This is a genomic window from Chryseobacterium glaciei (assembly GCF_001648155.1).
Lineage (GTDB): Bacteria > Bacteroidota > Bacteroidia > Flavobacteriales > Weeksellaceae > Chryseobacterium > Chryseobacterium glaciei.
The window spans coordinates 4,340,203-4,354,397 of sequence record NZ_CP015199.1; the positions used below are offsets into that span (position 1 = coordinate 4,340,203).

At 35.1% G+C, this 14,195-nt stretch carries 13 protein-coding genes and 1 tRNA gene; 1 reads left to right on the forward strand and 13 read right to left on the reverse strand.

What is annotated here, in order from left to right; all coding sequences use genetic code 11:
• Positions 1–23: 23 nt before the first annotated feature.
• The 11 genes from A0O34_RS19625 to amaB form a co-directional block, all read right to left on the reverse strand.
• Positions 24–97: transfer RNA gene (locus A0O34_RS19625), tRNA-Ala, on the reverse strand.
• Between the two features lie 172 nt (positions 98–269).
• On the reverse strand, positions 270–749 hold the full coding sequence (locus A0O34_RS19630) for a MarR family winged helix-turn-helix transcriptional regulator (protein WP_066758538.1): 480 nt from the start codon (positions 747–749) through the stop codon (positions 270–272).
• Positions 746–1,240: a GNAT family N-acetyltransferase gene (locus A0O34_RS19635; protein WP_066758540.1), complete on the reverse strand. Its 495-nt coding sequence runs from the start codon at positions 1,238–1,240 to the stop codon at positions 746–748. Before A0O34_RS19635 ends, A0O34_RS19630 begins: the two co-directional genes overlap by 4 nt.
• Before the next feature lie 166 nt (positions 1,241–1,406).
• Complete coding sequence (locus A0O34_RS19640; RefSeq protein WP_066758541.1) at positions 1,407–2,822, reverse strand: TolC family protein; 1,416 nt, start codon at positions 2,820–2,822, stop codon at positions 1,407–1,409.
• A gap of 93 nt (positions 2,823–2,915) precedes the next feature.
• The gene (locus A0O34_RS19645; RefSeq protein WP_066758543.1) at positions 2,916–6,062 is read right to left on the reverse strand and encodes an efflux RND transporter permease subunit; all 3,147 of its coding nucleotides are present in this window, start codon (positions 6,060–6,062) and stop codon (positions 2,916–2,918) included.
• Between the two features lies 1 nt (position 6,063).
• Complete coding sequence (locus A0O34_RS19650) at positions 6,064–7,251, reverse strand: efflux RND transporter periplasmic adaptor subunit (protein ID WP_066758544.1); 1,188 nt, start codon at positions 7,249–7,251, stop codon at positions 6,064–6,066.
• A gap of 1 nt (position 7,252) precedes the next feature.
• Positions 7,253–7,708: a transcriptional regulator gene (locus tag A0O34_RS19655; RefSeq protein WP_066758545.1), complete on the reverse strand. Its 456-nt coding sequence runs from the start codon at positions 7,706–7,708 to the stop codon at positions 7,253–7,255.
• 117 nt (positions 7,709–7,825) lie between these two features.
• Positions 7,826–8,338: a GNAT family N-acetyltransferase gene (locus A0O34_RS19660; RefSeq protein ID WP_066758547.1), complete on the reverse strand. Its 513-nt coding sequence runs from the start codon at positions 8,336–8,338 to the stop codon at positions 7,826–7,828.
• Between the two features lie 673 nt (positions 8,339–9,011).
• Positions 9,012–9,242 (reverse strand): DUF2007 domain-containing protein, encoded by a 231-nt coding sequence (locus A0O34_RS19665; protein ID WP_066758548.1) that lies wholly within the window; start codon positions 9,240–9,242, stop codon positions 9,012–9,014.
• A 62-nt stretch (positions 9,243–9,304) separates the two neighbouring features.
• Entirely contained in the window at positions 9,305–10,630 is a 1,326-nt protein-coding gene (gene lat, locus A0O34_RS19670) for an L-lysine 6-transaminase (RefSeq protein WP_066758550.1), read from the reverse strand.
• A gap of 114 nt (positions 10,631–10,744) precedes the next feature.
• Complete coding sequence (amaB, locus tag A0O34_RS19675; protein ID WP_066758555.1) at positions 10,745–12,295, reverse strand: L-piperidine-6-carboxylate dehydrogenase; 1,551 nt, start codon at positions 12,293–12,295, stop codon at positions 10,745–10,747.
• 133 nt (positions 12,296–12,428) lie between these two features.
• On the opposite strand from amaB, the gene A0O34_RS19680 reads away from it, so the two are divergent.
• A complete protein-coding gene (locus A0O34_RS19680; RefSeq protein WP_066758556.1) occupies positions 12,429–12,626 on the forward strand; it encodes a hypothetical protein in 198 nt (65 codons plus the stop codon).
• 75 nt (positions 12,627–12,701) lie between these two features.
• Here A0O34_RS19680 and A0O34_RS19685 read toward each other — a convergent pair whose 3' ends face one another.
• Both A0O34_RS19685 and A0O34_RS19690 read right to left on the reverse strand, forming a co-directional pair.
• The gene (locus A0O34_RS19685; protein ID WP_066758557.1) at positions 12,702–12,890 is read right to left on the reverse strand and encodes a type II toxin-antitoxin system antitoxin; all 189 of its coding nucleotides are present in this window, start codon (positions 12,888–12,890) and stop codon (positions 12,702–12,704) included.
• A 110-nt stretch (positions 12,891–13,000) separates the two neighbouring features.
• Entirely contained in the window at positions 13,001–13,870 is an 870-nt protein-coding gene (locus tag A0O34_RS19690; RefSeq protein ID WP_066758558.1) for an SPFH domain-containing protein, read from the reverse strand.
• Positions 13,871–14,195 lie beyond the last annotated feature (325 nt).

Here is a 14,195-nt window from a genome sequence, read left to right on the forward strand (position 1 = left end):
CGTTTATGAAATAATCAAATCTGTGGAGAATACGGGGATCGAACCCGTCACCTTTAGACTGCCAGTCTAACGCTCTAGCCAGATGAGCTAATTCCCCTCGTTCTTTTCGAAGCGGTACAAAAGTAAGTATTTAAACCACATATACAAATACTTTATTGAATTTTATTTAATAAGTTACCTTATTAGCTATGTAATAATCATTTTTTTGAAAGCTTCTTTGAATGTAATCGCAAAAGAAAATTATTTAACTGTCAATTTATCAGTACTGTTTACTTGGCATTTTTCAATTCTAAGACTCTCTGCAAAAACGATTGAGCAGCAATTTTTTCCTCAGCTTCATTAATAGCTTTCAATAAATGATTCTCGTTATCTGAAATTTCACCCAATACTTTTGAAACCAGTTCCCAAACCGGCTTCATTTTTTCTATTAATTCAAGACCTTTTGGAGCTAATTCGATTAAGCGTTTACGTTCATCCGATTTATCTTTTTTAGATACAATCATTTTCTGTTTTTCAAGTTCTTTCAAAAGGCTGATGGTTGATGGATGGGTATACCCTATTTCGTTCGCAATTTCTACGACGCTGAGTATTTTTTTATGATGTAATGTAAATATAACAGGAAACCATTTAGGCTCAAAATCGATCCCGAATTCTTTATAAACTAAGGCTCCATCTTTACGCAATTGCTCACTAAGACGTTGCAATCTCGTTGATAAGGCAAGAGTGCCGGATTCATTGATAACATTCATAAGCTGGATTTTAGATCAAGAAAACAAAATACATTATCGGCATTCATCACAGGAAATTTAGCCGGAAGCAACTCCTTATCGATGATCGTAAAGTGATTTCGTTCGTAAAAACGTAATGCTGCTTTTAGTATTGATACAGTTCCCAAATATACTTCATCTATTCCGTTTTCGTGACAGTATGAAATCAGGATTTCTAATAGTTTTTGGGCAATATTATGCTCCTTTCCTCTGAATTCTTTTTTCACAAACATCTTTCTGATCGCAGCAGCTTTTTCATCAAACTTCACCAAAGCTATTGTTCCGACCAGTTCTCCATCGATAAAAGCTCCCCAAAAGCTTCCGCCATTGGCAAAATAAAAATCCTCTATCTGCATAAGATCCGGCTGATCATCTATTGTGATAGGAACATTAAATTCCTTTTGCTGAATATTCAGAACTAAATCTATGATTGATTTTGAATGTGTATTGTTTACAGGGCTGATTTCTAACATTGTATTTAATTTACGTACAAAACTACGTAGTTAACTACGTATGTGCAAATAAATTGAACTAATAATAGCTTAAGTATTTAAAAATTAGACGTTTAAATTTTAGTTAAAACAAAAAACGCATGCTAAAATTAATTAACATGCGCTTTTACTCTTTATGATTAAATGACTACTGCCATCCGCCACCTAGAGCCTGATAAAGGTCTATTCCGGCTTTCATTTTACTATATTCTGCGTTTGAGATATTCAATTCTGCGTTTAATGAATTTACGCTGGCATTCAATACTTCAAGATAGTTTGCCATACCGTAGTTCACCAATTCCTGAGAATAATCTACAGATTTTTTGTAAGCTCCCAATTCTTTTTCCTTTAAAGCAATAAAAGAATCCTGAACAGAGAAAACTCTTATCGCATCAGAAACTTCTTTTCCGGCTGTAAGAACCGTTTTTCTGAAATTTAAATATGCCGTTTCCTTATTGGCTAAGCTTACTTCATAGTTGGTTCTGATCGTTCTCTTATTTAAAATAGGCTGAACTAAACCTCCAACTACACTCGCAAATAATGAATTCACACTGAATAAATGATCAATATCCAAAGACTGAATTCCTCCGCTTCCTGTAATTTTCAATGTAGGATAAAACTGAGCTTTTGCTGAATTTGTTAATTCAAAAGCATTCATCAGACTGTATTCTGCTCTCATCACATCCGGACGGTTTGCCAACAATTGAGCAGGATATCCTAATTTTAAATCGATTGGAATATTCTGTGTTTCCAATGTAGATCTTTCGATCGTGTGAGACGGTTCTCCCATTAATAAACTCATTGTATTCTCCAATAACTGGATCTGAGTATCAATATCAATCAATAAAGACTGTGCATTGAAAACAAGCGCTTCACTTTGTTGAACAGCAACTTCTGTTACAGTTCCCGATATTTTTAAAGCTTTTGTTGTTTCTAAATTTTTCTCACGAACAGCGATTGTTTCCGTAATGATTTTCTTCTGAGAATCATACGTCAACAACTGATAATAGGCAGAAGCAACAGAGGCAACCAAGTCACTTTTTACCGCTTTATGAGCAGCAACAGTTCCTAAATATGTGGCTAACTGAGCTTTTTCCTGAGATTTTAATTTACCCCAAATATCAGCTTCCCAGCCAACACTTGCTGTAATATCAATTTGATTGATGTATCTTCTGTCTCCGAACAACTGTCCCGTTTGGGTATTCAAAGACTGAGTCTGGAAAGAATATCCAGGACCAACACTTATTGTCGGTTCATAGGCTGCTTTACTTTGCTTTAAATAAGCCTCTGCAGAAGTAATGCTCTGTAAGGCAATTCTGATATCTAAATTATTTTCTAAAGCTTTAGAAATATGTCCTTGAAGTATCGGATCGGTAAAAATTTCTTTCCAGGAAACATTCGCGATATTGGTACTGTCTGTAGGAAGCATATCTGTACGGAAAAGCTTTTCGTCTACAACACTTTTCGGTCTTTCATATTCTTTTCTCGCCATACAAGATGAAACGGCTGCAAGAATTGCGACTGAAAAAGTTATTCCTTTTATGATGTTTAATAAACTCTTCATTTTTTGTAATTAGGGATTAGGAATTAGGAGTTAGGGATTAGGAGTTAGATTTAAACTACCTCCTAAATCCTAATCCCTAAATCCTATTAAACTTTATTCTGCTAAATTGATTTCTTCTCTTTTAATTGGCTTCACTTTTTCTTGTAACGTTTGGAAAATAACATACAAAACAGGAATTACGAAAAGTCCTAAAATTGTACCTATTAATAATCCAATCGCGGCACCTGTTGCAATAGATCTGTTACCAACAGCTCCGATTCCACTTGCTAAAACCAATGGCAATAGACCGAAGATAAAGGCAAATGACGTCATCAAGATTGGTCTTAATCTTGCTTTTGCAGCATTGATGGCAGACATTACAATCGTTTCACCATGATGCCTTCTCTGAACAGCAAATTCGATGATCAAGATGGCATTTTTCGCGAGCAATCCAACCAACATAATCAAGGCGATCTGGAAATAAATATTATTTTCCAAGCCCATTACTTTTTGACCAAAATAAGCTCCCATTACCCCAAGAGGAAGAGAAATTACCACAACCAACGGAAGAATATAACTTTCATACTGAGCAGAAAGAATGAAGTAAACGAAGATTAAACTTAAACCAAAGATCAATAATGTCTGAGATCCTGAATTTAATTCTTCTCTTGTTAACCCCGTAAATTCTACATCGTAATTTTGATTTAAAGTTTCCTTCGCTACATCCTGAACTGCCGTAATCGCATCTCCGGAACTGAATCCTGCAGAGTTAGCTCCTGTAATTTTCACGGAAGTAAATAAGTTATATCTACTTACAGATTGTGGACCGTATGCTTTTTTCAGCGTTACAAATTGAGAGATTGGCGACATTACTCCGGAAGCAGTTCTTACATACAATTCATTTAAGTTATTGATGTTTTGTCTGTTTTCAGGAAGTGCCTGAACCATTACTCTGAACTGTTTTCCATATTTCGTAAAGTCAGCGGTGTAAACCCCTCCGATGTATCCCTGCATTGTACTTAAAATTGTACTTACAGAAACACCAACCTGCTTGGCCAAAGGAACATTAATGTCCATTTGATACTGAGGATATTTTGTATTAAATGATGACTGAGCAAATTCAATCTCAGGTCTTTGCATCAATTTTCCGATAAATTCATTTGTTTTATCATCAAGAGCGGCATAATCTCCACCTGATTTATCCAACAATACCATTTCAAAACCGGCACTGTTACCAAAACCCGGTACACTTGGCGGTTGGAAGAATACTACTTTCGCATCCGGAACTTTTCCTGAGATTCCGAATAGTTTTTTAGTAATATCTTCAGAAGTCTGATTGTCTTTTTTTCTTTCGTCAAATGGTTTTAGCTTAATGAAAGCAAGACCGTTATTACTTCCGTTTCCTGATAAGAAACCTCTACCTGTAGAAATCGTAACGTTTTGTACTCCCGGAACCTTCATTGCATTTGCCTGAAGCGTTTTCAAAGCATTGTACGTTCTTTCCATTGAAGCACCTGGAGGAAGCTGAACGTCAGTAAAGATGATCCCTCTGTCTTCTGTTGGTACGAAACCTTTTTTCATCGTAGAACTTGCCCAGAATAAAATACCTCCTGTAACTGCAAAGATGATCAAGGTAACCCATTTATGTCTTAATAAGAACACAAATCCTCTTCCGTAACGATCTGTTGTCGTTTTGAAAGCAATATTAAATTTATAGAAAAACTTCTGTAAAAAGTTTAAATTCTTGTATTCAGCATGATGCGCATCGTGAGGTTTTAAGAATAGTGAACATAAAACCGGACTCAACGTTAATGCGTTAACTGCAGAAATGATGATCGCAATAATCAGCGTAATACCAAATTGCTGATAGAAAACTCCCGTCGGCCCTGTAATAAACGTCACAGGAACGAATACCGCTGCCATTACCAATGTAATTGAAATAATAGCTCCTGTGATCTCGTCCATCGCTTCAACGGTTGCCTTTTTAGCATCGGAAATACCGTGCTCCATCTTGGCGTGAACGGCCTCGACGACGACAATTGCGTCATCCACCACAATACCGATCGCAAGAACTAATGCGAATAAAGTTAAAAGGTTTAATGAATATCCAAATAAATTCAGGAAGAAGAATGCTCCTACAATAGATACCGGAACCGCAATTGCCGGAATCAACGTAGATCTGAAATCCTGTAAGAAAATATAAACCACGATAAATACCAAGATGAAGGCTTCAATTAAGGTATGCACTACCTTTTCGATTGATGCATCCAAGAATTCGTTGGTATCAAAGTTAAATGTATATTTTACTCCTTCAGGGAAGCTTCCTTCTGCTGATTTTAGGTAAGTTTTAATATTTTTAATGATCTCCTGAGCGTTAGAACCCGGTGTCTGGAAGATCCCCATACTGATCGATGGATTGTTTCCGTTTTCCCCGATTCCTGTGTAGGATTGTCCTGCCAATTCAACTTTAGCAACATCTTTCAGCATCAAATTCTGTCCATCAGGAAGCGCTTTAATGATGATATTGTCGTATTGATCTTTCTCGTTGAATTTCCCGACATATTTAATGATATATTCAAAAGAACTCCCACTGTTTTGTCCGATAGAACCAGCCGCAGCTTCTCTACTCTGCTCGTTGATCGCTGTTGTAACATCGTCCGGAGTCAATCCGTACGCTGCCATTTTTGAAGGATCCAACCAAACTCTCATTGAGTAGTTTTTACCTCCGAAAACGTTAGCATCACCTACACCATTGATCCTTTTTAAGTTTGGAATAACATTGATATTCAAGAAGTTTTGAAGATATACATCATCTAAATCTTTATTTTCAGAATAGAAAGACATATACATCAAGGCACTCGTTTGCTGTTTCTGTGTTACAACCCCTGAACGTGTAACTTCACTTGGAAGCAACGGTGTCGCTCTGGTAACACGATTCTGTACGTTTACTGCAGCAATATCCGGATCAATTCCTTGTTTAAAAAATACCTGAATTTGCGCTGAACCATCATTTCCAGCAGAAGAAGTAATGTAGTCCATTCCTTCCACCCCATTGATCTGTTCTTCCAAAGGTACTACAACACTTTTCATAACAGTTTCCGCATTGGCTCCGGTATAGTTCGCTGAAACGCTTACTGTGGGAGGTGCAATATCGGGGTACTGTGTGACTGGCAGGGAAATTAATCCCAAAACACCGAGAATCACAATCAAAATTGAGATTACGGTGGATAAAACCGGTCGGTTTATAAAATTTTTAATCATTTTAGAATTTCGGTTTTATAGATTGAACAAGGCTATCCATTTTTACTGGTTTTGGCTTAACGGCAGTTCCCGGTTTTAGACCTCCGATTCCTGCAGCAATAATAGTTTCGCCTTTATTTACGCCAGATTTTATTAAAGCCATATTTTCGATTCTGTCGATCACATTAATCACAACATTTCTCGCTGTGTCTCCTTTATCAACCTTGTAAACGTAAACAATACCTTGTTGTTCGTATGTTGCGCTTTCCGGAACAACCAATACGTTATCGTAAGCTTTTGGAAGTCTGATAGATCCACTGTTACCGTTACTCAATAATTTTTGAGGGTTTGAGAAAGCAACTCTAAACTGAATTGTTCCTGTTGTAGCATCAATTTGACCTGTAATGGCTTCAATTCTACCCTTTTCAGAATAAATACTTCCGTTTGCCAACTGTAATTCTACCATTGGAAGATTTTTGATCTTTTCTGGCAACGTAGCTCCCGGAGATTTTTCTAAGAAATCAAAATATTCTTTTTCATTCATCGAGAAATAAGCGAATAATTCTGATGTATCTGAAATTGTTGTTAAAGCTGTTTGATCTGTCGGACCAACTAAACTCCCTACTTTTAAAGGAAGCTTCCCGATAACTCCGGAAATAGGCGCACGAATGATAGAATATTCGATGTTTGCAGCTACTCCTTTATAATTTGCCGAAGCCTGTTGTTTTGCAGCCATTGACTGTTGCAACTGAGCTTTTGCCTGAGCTAAATTCGCCTGTGCAGTCTGCAACTGAACATCACTGATGATATTTTTTGCAACAAGAGGTTTTAATTTATTGACTTCAACCTGAGCTGCATTTACACCTGCCTGAGAAGCTGCAATTGTAGATTCAGCTGCGCCGATTCCTGCTTTTGCAGCAGCGGCGTTTTCTGTTAAGATATTGGTTTCAAGACGGAACAAAGGCTGTCCTTTTGTAACATATTGTCCTTCATCCACCAAAACCTGAGTGATATATCCCTGTATTTTCGCACGTACATCATTATTCACCCTACCCTGAATGGTAGCCGGAAATGTCTGATAACCTACGATATTTTTTACCTCCACATTCACTACAGGATATGGTTTTGCGCCATCCTGTTTTGGAGCTTCTTTTTTGCAGGCAGTGAGTGAGAATGCCGCAATAGAAAGTATAACTAGCTTATTATTCATTTTATAGTTTATTAAGAGATTCTTGAATATTTATTATGTTTTTATCTAAAAGAGCTTTATAAGCTTCAATTTTTTCGTCGTAACCATCATCTTTAACTTTTTTAAACTTGTCTAAGTCATCCAGTAATTTTAATTCGTCCTTCATTTTTTGAACTATTTTTTCAAATCTTATTTTTTTGTACTCATCATTGATAAAAAAATATCTTTTTCGTTCATCCATTTTATTGTGATCTACAATAAGTTGCGAGCTCAGCAGTAAAGAAATACTCGTAGAAACAGAGCTTTTACTTGCAGAAAGCACTTCAACAAACTCATCAAACGTAATCCCCATCTTTTCATAATCGAAAAGAAGATAGGCGTAAATTTTTGAAGCTAACGGTGGTAAATTGAAAACGGTGCCATAGAATTTCACAGCATCCTGAAAAATTTTTTCGTCAATTTCTATACTCTTATGCATTGTATATAATTTGAGAACAAAAATATAAATTAGTTCAGAACTAAACGAACAAACTCAATAGAGTTTATAAATGAAGTATCTTTTAAAAATTCAATAAAGATTGATTTAACTTTTGGATTAAATGATAATCTTCTCAAAAGCCTTTCTCATTCCACCAGCCAGAAAAACCTCTCCACAATAAGAATATCCTTGTTTTTCAAGGATTTTCAGCATGGCAATATTATCGTAATTCGTGTCTACTTTTACACTTTGAACTCCATTTTCTTTGGTGAAAATTTCAATATGATCGAAAAGTTTTTTAGCTAATCCATGTCCGGCAAACTTTTCATGAACGGCAACTCTGTGAACAACAACAAATTCTCCATCGCTCAGCCAAGCACCTTCGATCGTGCTGTAAGCTGGTTCATCATTAAAAATCAGGGCTACATAAACGGCGATTTCTCCGTCTACTGTTAAAACAAATCCAAAGTTTTTTGCAATATCACTTTCTATGGTATCGAGATTGGGATATCCGTTCTGCCATTGTGTACTTCCGTCTATTCTTCTTCTTTCAATTGCCTGTTGGATAATTTCCCAGATTAGATCTCTGTCTTCAATTTCTGCTTTCCTTAGTTTAATTTCTTGCGTCATGTTTATTTTAGTATTGAAAATTGAAATATTTTAAAAGTCTAGTTTATCTCCTGATCTTAGGCTGAAAAGCTCATGAAAACTACATCTATTGATTGTTTTTGAGAGCAGAAGTTAAATGCTAAACATACATTTTTGTGAAAATAATTATTTAAACCCTGAATATCAGATAATTTAATTAAATAAAATGATTAAATTTTGTTTAAATAAGAGTTAATCAACATGCTTGTATTTTATTTTTTTGTTTTTCAAAAATAAGTGAAACGGCTTTGTTTATCTTGTTTTTAAATTTTTGCCAATCAAATCTTTGTGTTGCTTTGTGTTGCTTTGTGTTTAAATTTATCGCAAGGATAAACAATGAATTTTAAATAATAAATTGCCTAATTAAAGAAAAACAAAGGCACTTCGTTTATATAAGTAAAACAAAATTTAAATTATATTTTAAATAAAATTATTGTTTTTTTTAACGCGACGGTCGCAAAGTTTTTTTTGACTACTAGCTGTTTTTAGGGTTCGCAAAGGCGTTTCACTCAGCAAAGCTCACAACAAATTACGAATTACAAATAATCATAAATACTTATATCTGTATTCAAAAAAGGGATAAAAAAAACCGAAAATTAATGTTAGTTAATTTTCGGTTCGAAGTAGTAAAATTTAAAATTATGAAATTGTTTTTTTATTGGTTTTCACTTTGTTGAAGATAAGCATCGATAATTTCAAATGCTTTGCTCTCCTGTTCCAAATCTACCATAACTTTTAACGATGTTGCCGTCGGCGTTGTTGTAAAAGTCAGATAACTGTTTTCAACTGCATTTGCAATTTGTGCATCATCCAATTTAGATTTGATTAACTGTATTTCTGAAGGTTTATCACTTTCAAAAACGGATACTCTCGTACTTCTTTCCATGTTCTATATCGTTTGAGTATCTAAATGTACAATGTTTTTTTTAAAATTACAAATCTTCAGTTTTAAATTTTCTTAATATTATTTTCGATTTTATCTAAAGCCAATTGAATTTCTTCCTTCGTCACATTTAAGTGTGGTCTGAATCGAACTGACTTACCTCCACACGATAAGATGATTAATCCATCATTGAAAAGTTCATTAATTAAATGATTTCTTTCTTCTGACGTTGGCAAATCTATCGCACACATTAGACCTCTTCCTCTTGCATTTGAAATTTTCTCAGGATATTTTTGAGCCAGATTTTTCAATCCATCTAATAAATAATCACCAACAATTCTCGCATTTTCGACAAGGTTTTCCTGCTCGATAACTTCCATCACCAATTGGAAACGAAGCATGTCGATAAAGTTCCCTCCAAAAGTGGAGTTAATTCTTGAACTTTCTCTGAAAACGTTATTCGGAACCTGATCAAATTTCTCTTTATTCGCCAAAACTCCACAAACCTGCGCTTTTTTACCGAAAGAAATAATATCCGGCTTTGCCGTAAAATGTTGGAAAGCCCACATTTTTCCTGTCATTGCGATACCTGTCTGAACTTCATCGTAAATCAACAGAATTTCGTTTTGATCACAGATTTTTCTTAAACCTGATAAAAATTCATCTCTGAAATGGTTGTCACCACCTTCAGCCTGAATCGGCTCAATGATGATACACGCAACTTTATCAGGATGCATTAAAATTGCTTCCTCGATATTTAATAAAGCCAATCTTTCGTTCTTTATCGTTTCTTCTAAATTTTCCTCAGTAATTGGGAAACTTAGTTTTGGATTCAAGATTCTTGGCCAATCAAACATTGGGAAATACTGATATTTTCTTGGGTCAGAAGTATTGGTTAAACTCAATGTATAACCGCTTCTTCCGTGAAATGCCTGTTTGAAATGGATACAAATTCCGGCTTCCGTTTGAAGTCCTTTTTCAAAATTCTTGAGGGTTTTCCAGTCGAAACATGCTTTCATTGCATTTTCAACGCCTAAAGTTCCGCCTTCAATGAAGAAAGCATATTGTAGTTCTTCAGGAATTACCACTCTTTCGAAAACTTCTAAAAAGTGAGCGTATTCCTCAGAATAAACGTCTGCTAAAGTAGGTTTGTTTACAGCCATTTTCCCTAACCAAGCCGATCTTTCAAGAAGGTAAGGGTGATTGTAACCGATGGAAGCCGATGCAAACATCGAAAACATATCTAAATATTCTCTGTCTGAAAGCTTGTCATATAGCCATGATCCGTGAGATCTTTCGATATCCATCACGAAATCAAAACCGTCTGCCAAAACGTGCTTTCCTACTGTTTCTTTTACTTTATTTGCCTGTATATCTAATGTGTGTTCCATATTTTTGTGTGAATTGAAAAGTTTTAATTCAAAGATTAAAGAAATTAAAAATCAGACAATTCCAATCGTATATTCCTTAATCTTTGAATGATTTATTTGATTTAAAGCTTTAGTTTACAAGTCGAATTTAATACCTTGTGCTAAAGGAAGTTCTGCTGTGTAATTTATAGTGTTAGTTTGTCTTCTCATGTAGTATTTCCAAACATCAGAACCAGATTCTCTACCGCCTCCTGTTTCTTTTTCACCACCGAAAGCACCACCGATTTCAGCACCGGAAGTTCCGATGTTTACGTTAGCAATTCCACAGTCTGAACCTGCCTGAGAAAGGAATAATTCTGCTTCTCTCAAGTTTTGAGTCATGATCGCAGAAGATAAACCTTGAGGAACATCATTCTGAATAGCAATCGCCTCGTCCAATGTTTTGTATTTAATTAAATATAAAATCGGTGCAAAAGTTTCGTGTTGTACGATTTCGAAAGAATTTTTTACTTCAGCGATACATGGTTTTACATAACATCCAGATTCGTAATCTTTTCCTTCCAAAACTCCACCTTCAACGATGAATTTTCCACCTTCTTTTTTACATTTTTTGATTGATTCTTCGTACTGATTTACTGCATCAACATCGATAAGCGGTCCAACGTGATTATTTTCATCCAATGGATTTCCAATTTTTAACTGACCATAAGCTTTAACCAATCTTTTCTTAATTTCTTCATACACATCTTCGTGAATGATTAGTCTTCTTGTACTTGTACATCTTTGTCCAGCCGTTCCTACAGCTCCAAAAACAGCTCCGATGATCGACATGTCGATATCTGCATCTTTAGATATAATGATGGCGTTATTTCCGCCTAATTCAAGGATAGATTTCCCGAATCTTTCTGCCACTTTAGTAGAAACCATTCTTCCGACTCTTGTAGAACCTGTGAAAGAAACCAGAGAAACTCTTTTGTCTTCCACTAATTTTTGTCCGATCTCATGATCAGAAACCAATAAACTTGAAACTCCTTCTGAAATATTGTTCTCTTTAAGAACTTCAGCCATAATGTTTTGACAAGCTATCGCACAGAAAGGTGTTTTTTCTGATGGTTTCCAGATCGTAACGTTACCACAGATCCATGATAAAGCTGTATTCCAAGCCCAAACTGCTACCGGAAAGTTGAAAGCTGTGATGATACTTACAATTCCAAGCGGATGATATTGCTCGTACATTCTGTGACCAGGTCTTTCAGAATGCATTGTGTACCCGTGAAGCTGTCTTGATAAACCAACTGCAAAGTCGCAGATATCGATCATTTCCTGAACTTCACCTAGACCTTCCTGCAAAGATTTACCCATTTCATAAGAAACAAGTTTACCTAAATCATCCTTATATTCTCTTAGTTTTAATCCTAACTGTCTTACTAATTCGCCTCTTCTTGGAGCCGGAATCATTCTGAATTCCAAAAATGCCTTTTGAGCAGATTCTATTACTTTATCATAATCGCTCTCTCCGGAAGTTTTTATTTTACCAATCAATCTTCCATCAGCAGGAGAATAACTTTCAATCGTTTTGCCTGAAGCAAAGTATTTTCCACCTATGGAAGTTCCTTTATTTTCATCTTTAATACCTAGATTTTTGAGTGTTTTTTCGATCCCGAAATCTTTGACTTTTTTAGACATAAATATTACTTTTCGTTTCCTCTAAAGATAAAAATATTATGCGAATCCCAAAATTTTAATTTTTTAGCAACTTTTTATTTGGACTAATTATAAACATGCTTATCTTTGTAGGGTAATCATTTGAATTTCAGAAATGGAAAATAATAAAACGGTAAACGAGCCGGTGGAAGAAAAGAAAAACTCCAAATGGAAGCAATTGCTTAAAAAATTTGGGATTGGCGGAATTATCTTCTTTACCGTAAAAGGAATCATTACTTCTACGCTTATCTATTTTCTTGGAAAAAATTTCTGGAGCATTATCAGCGGTTACTTTACAGGGATATTTGATTAATTAATTGATATATTTGAATATAAAAAAGCAGAGAACTATTTCTCTGCTTTTCTTTTTTGTTGAAAGTAATTATTTTTATTCTTTTTTCTTTCTTCCCGATTCCATCAGTTTTTGATGTAGCAAATACTCAATCTGTCCGTTTACACTTCTGAATTCATCACCTGCCCATTTTTCCAGAAGTTTGTACGTAGACTCATCTATCCTTATGACGAAAGATTTTTTGCTTTTGTTTTCGGTAGAATTTTGAGCTTTTTCTGGTTTCATTTTACTTGTTTTGTAATGCTTTTTTAAACGCAAAGGATGCAAAGGTTTTTAACCATCATTTCGTTTTTAAGTTCGCAAAGGCGTTTCACTCAGCAAAGAATGTAAGAAATTTAATTATACAAAGTTCCTGCATTTAAAATAGGCTGTGCTGCTTTTTCACCGCAAAGAACAACCATTAAATTACTTACCATTGCTGCTTTTCTTTCGTCATCTAGTTCAACAATATTGCCTTCTGAAAGCTTTTTTAAGGCTAACTCAACCATTCCGACTGCACCTTCTACAATCTTAGTTCTTGCTGCTACAATTGCTGTTGCCTGCTGTCTTTGAAGCATTGCTCCTGCGATCTCAGATGCATACGCTAAGTGTGAAATTCTGGCTTCTTGGATAACGATTCCTGCCTTTGAAAGTCGGTCTGTTAATTCCTGTTCCAATATAGAATTGATCTTGTCACCACCTTCTCTTAAAGTAATCGGAGCGTGATCATCTTCCAAATTATCATAAGGAAAACTCATCGCCAAATGACGAACCGCCGCTTCACTTTGCATTTTCACAAAGTCTGAATAACGCTCAACATCAAAAGCCGCTTTATACGTATCTCCTACCTGCCAAACCATTACCACTGCGATCTCAATCGGGTTACCCATTTTATCGTTTACTTTCAAAGTCTGTCCTTGTAAGTTTTCTGAACGAAGAGAGATTTTCTGTGAAGAGTATAAAGGGTTAATGAAAAATAATCCGTTGTCTTTTACAGATCCCACATATTTTCCGAAGAAATTCAATACTCTTGAGTGGTTAGGCTGAATGATCATTAAACCTTTAATAAAAAAGAAAAATGCAACAAAACATACCCCAGCCAACACAATGTTTGCAATATTTTCACTGCCCGCTCCTGTAATAAAGAAAAATACAGATGCAATAAACAAGACTAGACAAATTACCAAAGCAAGATAACCTGACATTGGTTTTAAAACTTTTTCCATAATTGTAGATTTTAAAATGATATTATTTTGATATCATAAAGATATAAGTAAAATTTGAATTGTAAGTAATTATTTAAAATTTCTTTTGTCTTGAAACAAAAGAAACAAAAATTCAAGACTTGGAAACTGAATGCTAAAAATTAAAACTTAATCCTAAAATTCCCAAAACTTGCGCGAATTCATTATCAGTTATTCGATTCTAAATTCGTCTCGCGCTTCAAACAGTGGGAATTTTTTAACGGATTAATTTTTAATTTTCTTAACGCTTCAGTTTCCTATGTCATTTCAAATCATGTCACAAAAAAAATCCCGAAAATTACTTTCC